General features: G+C 73.4%; 15 protein-coding genes. 9 read left to right on the forward strand and 6 right to left on the reverse strand.

Annotation, left to right across the window (positions count from 1 at the left end; genetic code table 11):
* Positions 1–90 precede the first annotated feature (90 nt).
* Positions 91–1,020 carry an NYN domain-containing protein gene (locus ACN9M0_RS24135; protein ID WP_426404180.1) on the forward strand — a complete coding sequence of 310 codons (930 nt, stop codon included), beginning with the start codon at positions 91–93 and terminating at the stop codon, positions 1,018–1,020.
* On the opposite strand, the gene ACN9M0_RS24140 is transcribed toward ACN9M0_RS24135, so the two are convergent.
* Positions 1,004–1,921 carry an alpha/beta fold hydrolase gene (locus tag ACN9M0_RS24140; protein WP_366036359.1) on the reverse strand — a complete coding sequence of 306 codons (918 nt, stop codon included), beginning with the start codon at positions 1,919–1,921 and terminating at the stop codon, positions 1,004–1,006. The two genes, ACN9M0_RS24135 and ACN9M0_RS24140, sit on opposite strands and share 17 nt — an antisense overlap.
* A gap of 160 nt (positions 1,922–2,081) precedes the next feature.
* Positions 2,082–4,703: a DEAD/DEAH box helicase gene (locus ACN9M0_RS24145; RefSeq protein ID WP_426404181.1), complete on the reverse strand. Its 2,622-nt coding sequence runs from the start codon at positions 4,701–4,703 to the stop codon at positions 2,082–2,084.
* Between the two features lie 486 nt (positions 4,704–5,189).
* Here ACN9M0_RS24145 and ACN9M0_RS24150 point away from each other — a divergent pair, with 486 nt between their 5' ends.
* Positions 5,190–5,912 (forward strand): ferritin-like fold-containing protein, encoded by a 723-nt coding sequence (locus ACN9M0_RS24150; RefSeq protein WP_366036361.1) that lies wholly within the window; start codon positions 5,190–5,192, stop codon positions 5,910–5,912.
* Positions 5,913–5,926: 14 nt separating this feature from the next.
* On the opposite strand, the gene ACN9M0_RS24155 is transcribed toward ACN9M0_RS24150, so the two are convergent.
* From ACN9M0_RS24155 to ACN9M0_RS24170, 4 genes are all read right to left on the reverse strand, one after another.
* Positions 5,927–6,196: a hypothetical protein gene (locus ACN9M0_RS24155; RefSeq protein ID WP_366036362.1), complete on the reverse strand. Its 270-nt coding sequence runs from the start codon at positions 6,194–6,196 to the stop codon at positions 5,927–5,929.
* 176 nt (positions 6,197–6,372) lie between these two features.
* Complete coding sequence (locus ACN9M0_RS24160; RefSeq protein ID WP_189800025.1) at positions 6,373–6,600, reverse strand: DUF3107 domain-containing protein; 228 nt, start codon at positions 6,598–6,600, stop codon at positions 6,373–6,375.
* Between the two features lie 142 nt (positions 6,601–6,742).
* Entirely contained in the window at positions 6,743–7,402 is a 660-nt protein-coding gene (locus tag ACN9M0_RS24165; RefSeq protein ID WP_366036363.1) for a TetR/AcrR family transcriptional regulator, read from the reverse strand.
* A gap of 164 nt (positions 7,403–7,566) precedes the next feature.
* Entirely contained in the window at positions 7,567–7,782 is a 216-nt protein-coding gene (locus tag ACN9M0_RS24170; RefSeq protein ID WP_366036364.1) for a hypothetical protein, read from the reverse strand.
* A gap of 140 nt (positions 7,783–7,922) precedes the next feature.
* Here ACN9M0_RS24170 and ACN9M0_RS24175 point away from each other — a divergent pair, with 140 nt between their 5' ends.
* From ACN9M0_RS24175 to ACN9M0_RS24205, 7 genes are all read left to right on the forward strand, one after another.
* Entirely contained in the window at positions 7,923–8,888 is a 966-nt protein-coding gene (locus tag ACN9M0_RS24175) for an alpha/beta fold hydrolase (protein WP_366036365.1), read from the forward strand.
* A gap of 8 nt (positions 8,889–8,896) precedes the next feature.
* A complete protein-coding gene (locus ACN9M0_RS24180; RefSeq protein WP_426404182.1) occupies positions 8,897–10,423 on the forward strand; it encodes a DUF3152 domain-containing protein in 1,527 nt (508 codons plus the stop codon).
* 101 nt (positions 10,424–10,524) lie between these two features.
* A complete protein-coding gene (locus ACN9M0_RS24185) occupies positions 10,525–10,620 on the forward strand; it encodes an Ms4533A family Cys-rich leader peptide (protein WP_426404183.1) in 96 nt (31 codons plus the stop codon).
* Positions 10,621–10,773: 153 nt separating this feature from the next.
* Positions 10,774–12,501 (forward strand): ABC transporter substrate-binding protein, encoded by a 1,728-nt coding sequence (locus ACN9M0_RS24190; protein ID WP_366036367.1) that lies wholly within the window; start codon positions 10,774–10,776, stop codon positions 12,499–12,501.
* On the forward strand, positions 12,498–13,475 hold the full coding sequence (locus ACN9M0_RS24195) for an ABC transporter permease (RefSeq protein WP_366036368.1): 978 nt from the start codon (positions 12,498–12,500) through the stop codon (positions 13,473–13,475). Before ACN9M0_RS24190 ends, ACN9M0_RS24195 begins: the two co-directional genes overlap by 4 nt.
* Complete coding sequence (locus tag ACN9M0_RS24200) at positions 13,472–14,461, forward strand: ABC transporter permease (RefSeq protein WP_399701052.1); 990 nt, start codon at positions 13,472–13,474, stop codon at positions 14,459–14,461. Before ACN9M0_RS24195 ends, ACN9M0_RS24200 begins: the two co-directional genes overlap by 4 nt.
* Positions 14,458–16,095 (forward strand): dipeptide ABC transporter ATP-binding protein, encoded by a 1,638-nt coding sequence (locus tag ACN9M0_RS24205; RefSeq protein ID WP_426404184.1) that lies wholly within the window; start codon positions 14,458–14,460, stop codon positions 16,093–16,095. The genes ACN9M0_RS24200 and ACN9M0_RS24205 overlap by 4 nt, the downstream gene beginning before the upstream one ends.
* The last annotated feature ends 82 nt before the right edge of the window (positions 16,096–16,177 follow it).

Genomic DNA, 16,177 nt, shown 5'->3' on the forward strand with positions numbered 1-16,177 from the left:
CTTACGCTAAGGAAAATTTTCGGATGGCTAACTACCAATGGGTAGGGGGGTGTGGCGGCCGGGCCCGGAGCGGCGGACAATGAGCCCCGTATGAACGACGCAGACACCACTCAGCCGCCCGCGACCGACGCCCGCCTGCACGCCCTGGACGCCCGTCTGGAGCGCACCAATGAGCTCCTGCAGCGGATGCTGGCCGAGGTGGCCAAGACCCCCTCGACCCACGCCATCTTCGTCGACGCAGGTTACGTCCATGCTGCGGCCGGGTTGCTGGTGGCGGGCACCGAGGACCGACGCTCCTTCGACCTCGACGCCGAGGGCCTGATCGAGGCCTTCATCGACACGGCCCGCACGATCTTCGCGGACAGCAGACTGCTCCGCGTCTACTGGTACGACGGGGCCCGCCGCCGGATCCACACCCCCGAGCAGCAGGTCATCGCCGAGCTCCCCGACGTCAAGGTCCGCCTCGGCAACCTCAACGCCAACAACCAGCAGAAGGGCGTCGACTCCCTCATCCGCACCGACCTGGAGTCCCTCGCCCGCCACCGCGCCATCAGCGACGCCGCCCTCGTCGGCGGCGACGAGGACCTCGTCTCGGCCGTCGAGGCCGCCCAGGGCTACGGGGCCCGCGTCCACCTCTGGGGCATCGAGGCCGCCGAGGGACGCAACCAGGCCGAGGCGCTCCTCTGGGAGGTCGACAGCCAGCGCACCTTCGAGCTGGACTTCTGCCGCCCGTACGTCACGCGCCGGCCCGTCACCACGTACGAGAACGAGGGCGAGCCGCCGCCCTCCCGCGAGGAAGTGCGCTTCGTCGGCGCCCAGATCGCCGCGACCTGGCTCGCCGAGCGCGGCCGGGACCGGCTCGCCGAACTCCTGCCGGGCGCGCCCTACCTGCCCGGGCCGGTCGACCAGGACCTGCTCGTCGAGGCGGAGCGCCTGCTCAGCCGCTCACTGCGCGGCCACTCCTCGCTCCGGCGCTCGCTGCGCGACGGCTTCTGGCAGCACCTCAAGGCGCAGTACTGACCCCAGCCGGGGTGCCGCCCGCGGGGGCGGCCCCCGCGGGGTCGTCCGTGCCCTCCCAGAAGCCGGTCAGGCGGTCCGTCAGCTCCTGGGGGTGCGAGACGTTGGGGGAGTGGCCGGCGCCCGCCACCACCGTGCGGTGCGCGCCCGTGCGGGCGGCCGCCACCGTGAGGTCCGCCGGCGACCAGACCATCTCGTCCGCCCCGTACGCGAAGTGCAGCGGCGTCCGCAGCGCGGCCAGCTCCTCCGTACCGTCCTGACGGTCCAGCAGCAGCCGCCCTGCGCCCGCGAGTTGGGCGATACGGGTACGCATCCAGCGCCGCCGCAGGAAGCCCGTGAGCTCCGGGGTGTCACCCGTGTCCGGCTCCTCGCCCCGGCTGTCCAGCCAGCACATCGCCTGCCACACCCGCTCCTTCGGCAGCACCGCGAGCGCGGCGCGCAGCACCCGCACCCGGATCCGCTGCGGCCGGGCGACGCGGCCGGGGCCCGAGGAGAGCAGGGTGAGCGAGCGGAAGGCGCCCGGCGCGAGGGCGGCCGCAGCGCGGGCCACCAGGCCCCCGAACGAGTGGCCGACCAGATGCACGGGACCGTCTCCGAGGGCCGCGGCCTGCGCCACCGCGTCCAGCGCGAGCGCCTTGCGGCGGTAGGCGGCCCGGCCCCGGGGGCCCGGTGTGTCGTTCTGGCCGCGCCCGTCCACGGCCACCGCCCGGTACCCGGCCTCGCTCAGCGGGCCGAGCAGCGCGAGGAAGTCCTCCTTGCTGCCGGTGTAGCCGGGCAGCAGCAGCACCGTGCCCCGCCGCTCGCCCGCGGGCTCCGTGTCGAGCACGGCGAACCGGCCGCGCGCGGTCTCCAGGCGGCGGGCACGGGTGCGGGGCGGGAGGACGAGGGAACGGGGCTTGCTCATATCTGGACTGTAACGGCGCGGGGTCGCTGTGGCCGAGCGGGGCGGAGCGGGGGAGTCCGCCGGGCCGGGGCAGGCCGTTCCTCCCCGGGTCGGCCGGGGTACGACCGAGCGGCCCGGCCCCTTGGTGGGGACGGGCCGCTCGGGCGTCACGGGACGGGGATCAGCTCTCGGGCTGAGCCGCCGCCTTCTTGGTGGTGCGGCGGCGCGGAGCCTTGGGGGCCTCCTCGGTCGCCGGCGCCTCGGCCTCGGCGGCCGCGGCCTTCTTCGTCGTACGGCGGCGCGCCGGAGCCTTCGGCTCGGACGCGTCCGGAGCCTCGGCGGCGACCGCCTTCTTGGTGGTGCGGCGGCGCGGAGCCTTGGGGGCCTCCTCCGTCACCGGCGCCTCGACGGTCTCGGCGACCGGCTCCGCCACGGCCTTCTTCGCCGTACGGCGGCGCGGGGCGGCCTTCTTGGGGGCCTCCTCGACGACCGGCTCCGCCACGGTCTCGGCGACCGGGGCCTCGGCGACCGGCGCCTCGACGACCGGGGCCTCGACGACGGCGGCCTTCTTGGTGGTGCGGCGACGCGGAGCCTTCGGGGCCTCCTCGACGACCGGAGCGGCGACGGCCTCGACGACCGGGGCCTCGACGATCACGACCTGCGCCTCGGCGGTCACCGGGGAGCCGGCGGGCCGCGTGGCCGTACGACGACGGCGGCGCGGTGCGGCCTCGGCGACCGGCTCGGCGACCGGCGCCTCGACGACGGGCTCGACGACGGGAGCCGCGGCGGTCACCGGGGACCCGGCGGGCCTGGTGGCCGTACGGCGGCGGCGCGGCGCGGGGACCTCGGCGACGGCCGGGGCCTCGGCGACGGCGACGGGCTGGGCCACCGGCGCGGCGACGGTCTCGACGACCGGCTCCGCGACGGCCTTCCTGGCCGCGCGGCGACGGGGAGCCCGGGGGGCCTCCTCGGCCTTCGGCTCCTCGACGACCGGCGCCTCGACGGACCGCTTGGCCATCAGGGCGGCCGCGGCGGTCTCGGGCGTCTGGAACGACACGGTCTCCTCGACCGGACGCGCCACCCGGGCACGGCGGCGGCGCGGGGCCGGAGCCGGCTCCGGGGCCGCGGGGGCCCGGTCGGCCGGGGCGGCCGGCACGGCCTCCGGACGGGCGGCACGGCTCCGGCGACGGGGGGCCTTCGGCTCCTCGAAGACCGGGGCCTCGACGACGGGCGCCTTGGCGGCCGGCGCCTCGGCGGCAGCCGCGACCTCGACGACCGGAGCCTTGACGGCGACCGGAGCCTCGGCGACAGCGGCCTTGACGGCGACCGGGGCCTCGGCGACGGCCGTGGTGGTCCGGGTCACGGCCGGCGCGGAGCCCGGGGCGCCGACGCGGGTGCGACGGCGACGGCGCGGGGTGCGCGGGCCGGACTCGGCAGGGGCCTCGTCGGCAGGGGTCTCGACGGCCGCGGTCTCGACGGCCGGGGCCGCCGACGCCGGGGCGTCACCGAGCTCGCCGCCACGGGTGCGGCGACGCTGGCGCGGGGTCCGCGTGCGGTCCGGGCGCTCCTCGGTCTTCTCGGCGGCCTTCGGGGCGCGGCCACGGCGACCGCCGGGCTCGCCCAGGTCCTCCAGCTCCTCCGCGCCCAGACCCGCGCGGGTCCGCTCGGCGCGGGGCAGGATGCCCTTGGTGCCCGCCGGGATGTCCAGCTCCTCGAAGAGGTGCGGGGAGCTGGAGTACGTCTCGACCGGGTCGTGGAAGTCGAGGCCGAGCGCCTTGTTGATGAGCTGCCAGCGCGGGATGTCGTCCCAGTCGACCAGCGTCACCGCCGTACCCTTCGCACCCGCGCGGCCGGTGCGGCCGACGCGGTGGAGGAAGGTCTTCTCGTCCTCCGGCGACTGGTAGTTGATGACGTGGGTGACGCCCTCGACGTCGATGCCGCGCGCGGCGACGTCGGTGCAGACGAGCACGTCGACCTTGCCGTTGCGGAAGGCGCGCAGGGCCTGCTCGCGAGCGCCCTGGCCCAGGTCGCCGTGGACGGCGCCCGAGGCGAAGCCGCGACGCTCCAGCTGCTCGGCGATGTCGGCCGCCGTGCGCTTCGTACGGCAGAAGATCATCGCGAGCCCGCGGCCGTTGGCCTGCAGGATGCGGGAGACCATCTCCGGCTTGTCCATGTTGTGCGCGCGGTAGACGTGCTGCTTGATGTTGGCGACGGTCACGCCCTCGCCGTCGGGCGAGGTGGCGCGGATGTGCGTCGGCTGCGACATGTAGCGGCGGGCGAGACCGATGACGGCGCCCGGCATGGTGGCCGAGAACAGCATGGTCTGGCGCTTCGCCGGAAGCATGTTCATGATCTTCTCGACGTCGGGCAGGAAGCCCAGGTCGAGCATCTCGTCGGCCTCGTCGAGGACGAGGACCTTCACGTGCGAGAGGTCGAGCTTGCGCTGGCCGGCCAGGTCGAGCAGGCGGCCGGGGGTGCCGACGACGACGTCGACGCCCTTCTGCAGCGCCTCGACCTGCGGCTCGTACGCCCGGCCGCCGTAGATGGCGAGCACACGGACGTTACGCACCTTGCCGGCGGTCAGGAGGTCGTTGGTGACCTGCTGGCACAGCTCGCGGGTGGGGACGACGACGAGCGCCTGCGGGGCGTCGGTCAGCTGCTCGGGCTTGGCCCGGCCGGCCTCGACGTCCGTGGGGACGGTGACGCGCTCCAGGATGGGGAGGCCGAAACCGAGGGTCTTGCCCGTGCCGGTCTTGGCCTGGCCGATGACGTCGGTGCCGGTGAGGGCGACCGGGAGGGTCATCTCCTGGATGGGGAAGGGGGTGACGATGCCGACGGCCTCGAGGGCCTCGGCCGTCTCGGGAAGGATTCCGAGTTCACGGAAAGTCGTAGTCAGGGTGCTGCCTCTTCTGTGAGACGCGGTGCGAGGCGAACGAAGGGGGTCGTACCGTGCCGGGATCTTCCGGGGGGATCAGGGGAGATCACCGCCGGGTGGCACGGGACCACTGCCGTCGCTCGAGCGTCGTACCGCTGAGGGTGACCCTTCCGCGGGTCCGCCGGAAGGGCTGTCGGGCCGGAGCCGATCGGGCCACCGACCGGGCATCCTCATTCATGAGTCGGCCCACCGAATACGTCCGAACGTGCGAAAACATGTCCGCATACTCAGCAGGCGCCTTATCACTGTACCCCGGATTCGCGCATGTGTGTCGGGGGAAATCGCGATGAGGGCACGGTCACACTGACTGACCAGGGCCTTCCCGGGCCGCGCGAGCGGGCTATTGTGCGCTCCATGGAGACGCCTGACAACGCCACACCCACCGGGATCGCCGCCAAGGACTGGGCGGAGGCTTCCACCGAGCCGCAGTACCGCGCCGCCGTGATCGACCTCCTCGGCGCCCTCGCCTATGGAGAGCTCGCGGCCTTCGAGCGGCTCGCCGAGGACGCCAAGCTGGCGCCGACCCTCGCGGACAAGGCGGAGCTGGCGAAGATGGCCTCGGCCGAGTTCCACCACTTCGAGCGGCTGCGGGACCGCCTCGCGGCCGTCGACGCCGAGCCGACCTCGGCCATGGAGCCCTTCGCGAAGGCGCTCGACGACTTCCACCGCCTGACCGCGCCGTCGGACTGGCTGGAGGGCCTGGTCAAGGCGTACGTCGGCGACTCGATCGCCAGTGACTTCTACCGGGAGGTCGCGGCCCGGCTCGACTCGGACACGCGCGGGCTCGTCCTCGCGGTGCTCGACGACACCGGCCACGGCAACTTCGCGGTGGAGAAGGTCCGCGCGGCGATCGATGCCGACCCGCGCGTCGGCGGCCGGCTCGCGCTCTGGGCGCGCCGGCTGATGGGCGAGGCGCTCTCCCAGGCGCAGCGCGTGGTGGCCGAGCGCGACGCGCTCTCGACGATGCTGGTCGGCGGCGTGGCGGACGGCTTCGACCTCGCGGAGGTCGGCCGGATGTTCTCCCGGATCACCGAGGCGCACACCAAGCGCATGGCCGCGCTGGGCCTGGCCGCCTGAGGCGCGAGCGCCGGTCAGACAGCGGCTGATCGGCGCAGTCGGCGGGAGGCCGGGCGGATCAGCAGCGAGAGCAGCACCGCCGCCACCGCGACCGCGCCGATCAGGGTGGCGAAGAAGTGGCCGGGGCCGAGCGCCCCGTGCGTGACGAGTGCGCCGAACACCCCGCCGAGCGCGCCGGTGGCGAGGACTCTCCCCCGGACGGGGAGGCGGTCGGCAAGCCGCTGGACGGCGGCCCAGGCGAGGGCGAAACCGAGCAGGGCGGAGCCGAGGACTTCCAGGAACACGGCGGATCACCTCGCGAGGGGTGCGGGGCGGGTGGTGCGGTCAAGGGCGTCCTACCCCCGGCGTCCGGAACGCAATCCTCCCGTACCTCCTGACGTGGGAGTACAGGGAGTACGGACAGACGAAAGGCCCGGTGGACCGAAGCGGTCCACCGGGCCCTTCCCGTCAGATCCCGGGCTCAGAGCGCGCCGAAACCCACGCGGCGCACGGCGGGCTCGCCGAGCTCCACGTACGCGATCTTCTCGGCCGGAACGAGGACCTTGCGGCCCTTCTCGTCCGAGAGACTGAGCAGCTGCGCCTTGCCGGCCAGCGCGTCGGCCACCGCGCGCTCGACCTCCTCGGCGGACTGCCCGCTCTCCAGAACGATCTCCCGGGGTGCGTGCTGCACGCCGATCTTGACCTCCACGGCTATGTCCCTCCGAACGGTCAGCGTTGCGCGAATACCCGCGCCGTACGCTGCACACATTAGCCCGGTGAGGGGACCCGCACGGGTCAGCCGCCGCACGCCAGGAGCGAACAGACTCCGGGAATGATGCGCGCGGGAGCGCTCAGTGGCCCTCGGCGCTCAGCTGGCCGTCCACCGGGTGCAGCGGGAAACCGGCGATGCCGCGCCAGGCGAGCGAGGTGAGCAGCCCGACCGCCTTGTCGCGGGGGATGCCGGAGCCGCTCGACAGCCAGTAGCGGGCGACGACCTGGGAGACCCCGCCGAGAGCGACGGCGAGCAGCATCGACTCGTCCTTCGACAGACCGGTGTCCTCGGCGATCACGTCGGAGATGGCCTCGGCGCACTGCAGGCTGACCCGGTCCACGCGCTCGCGTACGGCCGGCTCGTTCGTCAGGTCGGACTCGAAGACCAGGCGGAACGCGCCGCCCTCGTCCTCGACGTACGCGAAGTACGCGTCCATCGTCGCCGCGACCCGGAGCTTGTTGTCCGTGGTGGAGGCCAGGGCCGTGCGCACGGAGAGGAGGAGGGACTCGCAGTGCTGGTCGAGCAGGGCGAGGTACAGCTCCAGCTTTCCGGGGAAGTGCTGGTACAGCACCGGCTTGCTGACACCGGCCCGCTCGGCGATGTCGTCCATGGCGGCCGAGTGGTACCCCTGCGCGACGAAGACCTCCTGGGCCGCGCCGAGCAGCTGATTCCGTCGGGCACGTCGCGGCAGGCGCGTGCCCCGGGGGCGTGCTGCCTCTGTCTGCTCGATGGCGCTCACGCGGCCTCCCAAAAATCGATCCATGCGCGCTGTCGCGCCGCGCCGCCATCGTACTTTTGGGTAACCCGGCTGTGCGCGGTGCGAACGCAGAATTTCACGGACCGGACGCCCAGGTCGACAGTCGATTCAAGATTAAACCGAACAAATCAGCGGGAGCGGTCCGCTCAGCGGTAGTCGTCCTCGTCGAGGGTGACGACCCGCGCCTGTTCGGACGCGTCTGCCTCGTTCGCCGAATCGTGCTCGAGATGGGTGGGCTGCTCGTCGTCGCGCTGCTGGAGTTCGGTGTGCTGTTCGGCAGCGTCGGCCTCCGGGATCTCCTGGTCCAGCACGGCGACCTCTTCCTCGGTGAATGTGTCCGGCTCGCTCGGATCGACAGTCATGCGGTTCCTCCCGGGGGTGAGGGTCGCGGTGCTCCCGATGGCCCTCCCTTCGAGCCTAGGAGCGAACGCGCCATGCCGCACACGCACCTGTGACCGCACCCACACACGTCCGCGCGTGATCGTCTCGTAATATTGCGGCCATGTCCTCGACCGAGCTGCCGGAAACCCGGACCGCCGCCGCACCACCCGCGTCGCGGAACCGCGCCGTACGGGTCGCCGACGGCGAGGAGCTCCGCTCCGTCGCGCTGCCCGGACTCACCCTCACCGTGCGCGCCCGGCCGGGGAACCGGCCCGGACTGCCGCCCGCGCTGTACATCCACGGCCTCGGCGGTTCCTCGCAGAACTGGTCCGCCCTGATGCCGCTGCTCGCGGACCAGGTGGACGGCGAAGCGGTCGACCTGCCCGGCTTCGGCGACTCCCCGCCGCCCGACGACGGCAACTACTCGGTCACCGGGCACGCCCGCGCCGTCATCCGGCTCCTGGACGCCGCCGGCCGCGGACCGGTCCACCTCGTCGGCAACTCGATGGGCGGCGCCGTCGCCACCCGGGTCGCCGCCGTCCGGCCCGACCTGGTCCGCACCCTGACCCTCGTCTCCCCGGCACTGCCCGAGCTCCGCGCCCAGCGCACCGCCTGGCCCACCGCGCTGCTCGCGGTGCCCGGCATCGCCTCGTTCTTCGCGAAGCTCACCAAGGACTGGACCGCCGAGCAGCGGGTCAAGGGCGTCCTCTCGCTCTGTTACGGGGACCCCGGCCAGGTCACCGAGGAGGGCCTCCGGCACGCCGTCGAGGAGATGGAGCGGCGCCTGGAGCTCCCCTACTTCTGGGACGCCATGGCCCGCTCCTCGCGCGGCATCGTCGACGCGTACACCCTCGGCGGGCAGCACGGACTCTGGCGCCAGGCCGAACGGGTCCTCGCCCCGACGCTCCTCGTCTACGGTGGGCGCGACCGGCTCGTCTCGTACCGGATGGCCCGCAAGGCCGCCGCGGCCTTCCGCGGCTCGCGCCTGCTGACCCTCCCCGAGGCGGGGCACGTGGCGATGATGGAGTACCCGGAGACGGTCGCGCAGGCCGTCCGGGACCTGATCGCCGATGACGGCGGGAGCTGATCCGGGGCGTGGGACGACATAGTCGCAAGGGCTCCGCGCCCTCAGTGGCCGACACCGGGCAACAGACCGCGGTCGGGACGGGCACGGGGCCGGGGACGGGCCAGGCGGGACCGCCGCCCGGGACGGGACGGCGCCGCAGGTCCACGGGCGGCGGCGGCCAGGACGCCACGGGCGCACAGGGGTACGGGACCCCGGCGCACGGCACGCCGATGTACGGCACTCCCGCGCAGGGCACCCCGCAGTACGGGACCCCGCAGTACGGCACCCCGCAGTACGGCGCCCCGGCGCAGGGCAGGCCCGCGCAGGGCAGGCCGGTCCAGGGCGCTCCCGCGCAGGGCAGGCCGGTCCAGGGCAGGCCGGCACAGGGTGCCCCCGCGCAGGGCAGGCCCGCCCAGGGCGCCCCCGGGTACGGTCCGCCGCGGCACGGCACTCCCGCCCACGGCACCCCCGTGTACGCCGGTGGGGCCACCGACACCCCCGCGCACGGCACCCCCGGCACCCCCGCGCACGGCGTTCCCGTCTACGGGGCGTCCGTACGGGGCGGCCACCCGCAGCACGACGAGACCTCCGCGCCGCGCCCCGGGACCTACGGCCCCCGGCACGGCGCCCCCCGGGCCGCCGCGCCCGAACAGGCCGACGTCCAGGCGCCGTTCATCCCCGAGCCCCGCCACGAGAGCGCCGTCGACGAGCCGGAGACGGAGGCCCCGGCCGGCCGGGGCGGTCTCGGTCGCACCCTCACCGGAGTCGCGGCCGCCGCCGTCGCCACCGTCCTCGCCGTCGTCGTCGCCGGACAGGTCACCGACCGGGACGAGTCCCCGACCGCCGCCCCCGCCGCCGGGAGGAGTCCGGCCGAGCGGCCCGCGGACGAGACCTCCGCCTCCCGCTCCGACGACCGGGCCGTGCCGGCGAAACCGGCGCCCGCGGCCACCCCGCCGACGTACGAGCAGCTGATGACCCGGCAGTTCCCGATCGACCCGAAGCTGAAGGGTTCCGGGGAGTTCGAGGCGGTGCCCGGCCTGCAGAAGGCGCCCGGCAAGGGGCAGCTGATCCGCTACCGGGTCGACGTCGAGAAGGGGCTCGGCCTCGATCCGAAGCTCTTCGCCGACGCCGTGCAGAAGACCCTCAACGACAAGCGCAGCTGGGCCGGTCAGGGGGAGATGACCTTCGAGCGCATCTCCAGCGGCGAGCCGAAGTTCGTGATCACCCTCGCCAGCCCGGGGACCACCGGCGACTGGTGCAGGAAGTCCGGGCTCGACACCACCGTCGACAACGTCTCCTGCGACTCGGCCTCCACCGAGCGCGTGATGATCAATGCCTTCCGCTGGGCGAAGGGCTCGGACACCTTCGGCCCGAAGGCGATGTACGCCTATCGCCAGATGCTCATCAACCACGAGGTCGGACACCGGCTCGGGCACGGGCACGTGAGCTGCAGTACGCCGGGTGCCCTCGCCCCCGTGATGCAGCAGCAGACGAAGTCACTGAACATCGACGGGATCAAGTGCCGCCCCAACCCCTGGGTCTATCCCACGAGTTGACGGGTCACCCGGTCCACGGGTGTCCGCATCCCGAGACGGCTGTCTCGGGATGACGGGGAGGCGCGTTGACATCGATCACGCGTTCGTCCATATTTCTCGGCATGTCGCCCCGTCACGCCGTTTCCGGCAGCGCCGCCCTCGAGCTGGCGCTCTTCGGCGTGACCGGACACACGGTCGCCGACATTCTCTGTAGCTGACGCAGCCCGAGCGCTCGTCGGCTTTCTGTCTTTTCTCGCCGCGCCCGGGTTCTTCATTCCCGCAGGCGCCGCCCCCCCCTTTCGGGCTGTTTCCCCGTGCCTGCGGAATGTCCTTTCCCTTTCCCGCAGTTCACCCCGAGAGGTCTCTTTCCGATGCGTCATTCGTCCGTCATCTCGCGCCGCGTGGCAGCGGCCGCCGTCAGTGTCGTCCTGGCCTCGGGCGCCGCCGCCTGCGGTCCCGAGGACGCAGGCGCCAAGGGCGGTACCTCCGGCAAGGCCGCGGGCGCCCCGCAGAAGGGCGGCACGCTCACCGTCCTCAACAACGAGGCGCAGAGCGACTTCGACCCGGCCCGCCTCTACACCTCCGGCGGCGGCAACGTCCCCTCCCTCGTCTTCCGTACGCTCACCACCCGCAACCGCGAGGCGGGCGCCGCCGGCACCCAGGTCGTCCCCGACCTCGCCACCGACACCGGCCGCCCCAACAAGGACGCCACCGAGTGGACGTACACGCTGAAGGAGGGCCTGAAGTTCGAGGACGGCACGGCCATCACCAGCGCCGACATCAAGTACGGCATCGAGCGCTCCTTCGCCGCCGAACTCTCCGGCGGCGCCCCCTACCTGCGGGACTGGCTCGTCGGCGGCGACACGTACCAGGGCCCGTACAAAGACAAGAAGGGCCTCGCGTCCATCGTCACGCCCGACGCCCGGACCATCGTCTTCAAGCTGAGGAAGCCCGAGGGCGAGTTCCCCTTCGTCGCCACCCAGACCCAGTTCGCGCCCGTCCCGAAGGCCGAGGACACCGGCGCGAGGTACGAGGAGCACCCGGTCTCCTCCGGCCCGTACAAGGTCGTGAAGAACGAGAACGACGGCGAGCGCCTCGTCCTGGAGCGCAACGAGCACTGGGACCCGAAGACCGACGAGGAGCGCAAGGCCTACCCGGACCGGATCGACGTCAGGTCCGGGCTCGACGAGGCCGTCATCAACCAGCGCCTCGCCACCTCCTCCGGCGCCGACTCCGCCGCCGTCACCACCGACACCAACCTCGGCCCCGCCGAACTGGCCCAGGTCGGCTCCGACAAGGCGCTCGCCGCCCGCGTCGGCACCGGCCGCTTCGGCTTCACCAACTACATCGCCTTCAACCCGAAGGTGAAGCCCTTCGACAACCCCAAGGTCCGCCAGGCGATCGCGTACGCCGTCAACCGCACCAGCGTCGTCAACGCCGCCGGCGGCTCCGCGCTCGCCGAGCCCGCCACCACCTTCCTGCCCGAGCAGAAGGCCTTCGGCTTCACGCCGTACGACCACTTCCCGGCCGGGAGGACGGGCGACCCGGAGAAGGCCAAGGAGCTGCTCCGGCAGGCCGGCTACCCGAACGGGCTCACCGTCACCCTGCTGCACTCCACCGCCCAGAACCGCACCACCAGCCCCGAGATCGCCACCGCCGTCCAGGAGGCCCTCGGCAAGGCCGGCATCACCGTCAAGCTCGACGGACAGGAGCCCAACTCCTTCAACGAGAAGCGCTGGAGCGTCAAGGACGCCCCCGGCTTCTTCCTCTCCCGCTGGGGCGCCGACTGGCCGGCCGGCGGCCCGTTCCTCGCGCCGATCTTCGACGGCCGCCAGATCGTCACCAACGGCTCCAACTACAACCACGCGCAGCTGAACGACCCGACGGTCAACAAGGAGATCGACGAGATCAACAAGCTGACCGACCTCAAGGCCGCCGCCACCCGCTGGGGCGCCCTCGACAAGAAGATCGGCGAGCAGGCGCTCGACGTGCCGCTCTTCCACCCGGTCTACAAGCGGCTCGTCGGCAAGGACATCAAGAACGTCGTCATCAGCGACTGGACCGGCGTCCTCGACATCTCGCAGGTCGCGGTCAAGTGACAACCCTGACCGACACGACGGCGCCCGTGGCGGGCCTCCCCGCCACGGGCGCCGCCCGGCAGGTGTGGCGACGGCTCCGCACCCGCCCGGCCGCCCTCGTCTCCGCCGCCGTCCTCCTGCTGCTCGTCCTCCTCGCCCTCGCCGCACCGCTGCTCGCCGCCGTGGCGGGCCAGGACCCGCACACGTACCACGACGACCTCGTCGACTCGGCCCGCGGAGGCGTCCCGTACGGCGCCTTCGGCGGGGCGAGCGCCGAACACTGGCTCGGCGTCGAACCCGGCACCGGCCGCGACCTCTTCGTCCGGCTCCTGTACGGCGCCCGGATCTCGCTGCTCGTCGCCCTCGGCGCCACCGTCGTCCAGGTCCTGGTCGGGCTGCTCGTCGGCCTCGCCGCCGGACTCGGCAACCGCTGGGTCGACGGCGCCCTCGGCCGGATCACCGACGTCTTCCTCGCCCTGCCGTTCCTCGTCCTCGCCATCGCGCTCACCGCGGTCGTCCCCCGCGACTTCCCGCGCCCGCTGCTGCTCATCCTGGTCATCGGGCTGCTCGGCTGGGCCGGCACCTCCCGGATCGTGCGCGCCCAGACCCTCACCCTCAAGGGCCTCGACTTCGTCGCCGCCTCCCGGCTCGCCGGCTCGGGGCGGTGGCGGACCGCCCGGCGCGAGCTGCTGCCCTCGCTCGCCGCGCCCGTCATCACGTACGCCGCGATCCTCGTCCCCACCGACATCGTCGTCGAGGCCTCGCTCTCCTTCCTCGGCGTGGGCGTCACCCCGCCCACCCCCTCCTGGGGGCAGATGCTGTCCACCGCGCAGACCTGGTTCCGGGCCGACCCGGCGTACGTACTGCTCCCGGCCGGACTGCTCTTCGTGACCGTGCTCGCCTTCACCGTCCTCGGCGACGCCGTCCGCACCGCCCTCGACCCGCGCGAGGCCGGCCGGCTCGGCGTGGGCACGCGAAAGGAGACCTCCCGATGACCCGCTACGCCCTGAAGCGGCTCGCGGGCGCCGCGCTCGTCCTCCTCGCGCTCTCCGTCCTCGTCTACGCGCTCTTCTACGTCGCGCCCGGCGACCCCGCCCGGCTCGCCTGCGGCGAACGCTGCAACCCGCAGCAGATCGCCCAGGTCCGTGAGCAACTCGGCCTGAACGAGAGCGTGTTCGCCCAGTACCTGCACTTCCTCCAGGGCGTTCTCGCCGGCCGTGACTACTCCACCGGCACCGGCGTCCTGCACTGCGACGCGCCCTGCCTCGGCCTGTCGTACCAGACCGACCAGCAGGTCACCGAGCTCATCCTGGACCGGCTGCCCGCCACCGCCTCGCTCGCCCTCGGCGCCATGGTGATCTGGCTCGTCATCGGCATCGGCACCGGACTGCTCTCCGCGCTCCGCCGCGGCGGACTCACCGAGCGGACCCTCACCCTGCTCACCCTCGCCGGCACCGGCACGCCCGTCTTCATCCTGGGCCTGCTGCTGCTCATGGCCGTCTGCGCCTACCTCCAGTGGCTGCCCTTCCCCTCGTACGTGCCGCTGGGCGAGGACCCCGAGCAGTGGGCGTGGAACATGCTGCTCCCGTGGCTCACCCTCGGCTTCTTCGAATCCGCCAAGTACGCGCGACTCACCCGCAGTTCCACCCTGGAGACGCTCGCCGAGGACCACATCCGCACCTTCCGCGCGTACGGGGTGGGGGAGCGGTCCGTCGTCGCCCGCCACGCGCTGCGCGGCGCCGTGCCGCCGGTCATCGCGCTCAGCGCCATCGACCTCGGCACCATGTTCGGCGGGGCCGTGCTGACCGAGTCGCTCTTCGGCATCCCCGGGCTCGGCAAGACCCTCATCGACGGCGTCCGCCACATCGACCTGCCGATCGTCGTGGGCATCGTGCTCCTCACCGGGGTCGCCGTGGTCCTCGCGAACGTCGTCGCCGACCTCCTCTACGCCCTCGCCGACCGAAGGGTCGCCCTGACATGACGCTCCGCACCACCACGCCGCTCGTCGAAGTCGACGGCCTCACCGTCGAGTTCGGCGGCACCGTACGGGCCGTCGACGGGCTCTCCTTCACCCTCGGCGAGGGCCGCGCGCTCGCCCTCGTCGGCGAGTCCGGCAGCGGCAAGTCCACCGTCGCCGGCGCCCTCCTCGGCCTCCACCGGGGCACCGGCGCGCGCGTCGGCGGCACCGTGCGGGTCGGCGGCATCGACGTCGGCGCCGCCGGACCGGGCGAGCTCCGGAGACTGCGCGGCGGGGTCGCCGCCATGGTCTTCCAGGACCCGCTGTCCGCCCTCGACCCGTACTACGCCGTCGGCGACCAGATCGCCGAGGTGTACCGGATCCACCATCCTGGATCCAGAAAGGCCGCCCGGGCCCGCGCGATCGAGGTCCTCGGCCGGGTCGGCATCCCCGACGCGGCGCGCCGCTCCCGCTCCCGCCCCCACGAGTTCAGCGGCGGCATGCGACAGCGCGCCCTCCTCGCGATGGCCCTCGCCTGCGAGCCGAAGCTCCTCGTCGCCGACGAACCGACCACCGCCCTCGACGTCACCGTGCAGGCCCAGATCCTCGACCTGCTGCACGAACTGCGGCGCGAGACGGGCACCGCGCTGCTCCTCGTCACCCACGACGTGGGCGTGGCCGCCGAGAGCGTCGACGAGGTGCTCGTCATGCGCGAGGGGCGCGAGGTCGAGCGCGGACCCGTCGCCGGGGTGCTCGGCGCCCCCTCGGAGCCGTACACCCGCGCACTGCTCTCCGCCGTGCCACGGCTCGACGGACCGGCCCGGACCCCCTCGCAGCAGGGCGAGGTACTGCTCGAAGCGGTCGACCTGCGGCGGGAGTTCGGCCGTGGCAAGCGCGCCGTGACCGCCGTCGACGGGGTCTCCCTCACCGTCCGCGCCGGCGAGACCCTCGGCGTCGTCGGCGAGTCCGGCAGCGGAAAGACCACCCTCGGCCGGATGCTCGTCCGGCTCCTCGACCCGACCGGCGGCCGGCTCCGCTACCGGGGCACGGAGCTCGGCGCCCTGCCGGAGCGGGAGCTGCGTCCGTACCGCCGCGAGCTCCAGATGGTCTTCCAGGACCCGGTCGCCTCCCTCAACCCGCGGCGCTCCGTCGGCGAGTCCGTCGCCGACCCGCTGCGCATCGCGGGGGAGCGGGACGAGGCCCGGATACGGGGCCGGGTGCGGGAACTGCTCGACCGGGTGGGGCTCGACCCCGACCGGTACGAGGCCTACCCGCACGAGTTCAGCGGCGGCCAGCGCCAGCGCGTCGGCATCGCCCGCGCGCTCGCCGCCGAACCCCGCCTCATCGTCTGCGACGAACCCGTCTCCGCGCTCGACGTCACCACCCAGGCCCAGGTGACCGCGCTGCTCGCCGAACTCCAGGCCGAACTCGGCCTCGGGCTCGTCTTCATCGCCCACGACCTCGCGGTCGTCCGGCAGGTCAGCGACCGGGTCGCCGTCATGCGCGGGGGCCGGATCGTCGAGCAGGGCACGGTCGGGGAGGTGTACGGCGCGCCGCAGGATCCGTACACCCGGCAGCTGCTCGCCGCCGTCCCCTCGCTCGACCCGGTCCTCGCGGCGGAGCGCAGGGGGCGCCGCCAGGAGCTGGCCGCTGCCTGACCCTCCGTGACCGTTCCGCCGCGTAGCGCGACAGAACGCGACCGGGGTGGGAAAGTTACGTGCATTCACCCCTTCCGGTGGT

It is taken from the genome of Streptomyces sp. R-07, from assembly GCF_049913175.1.
Taxonomy (GTDB): Bacteria; Actinomycetota; Actinomycetes; order Streptomycetales; family Streptomycetaceae; genus Streptomyces.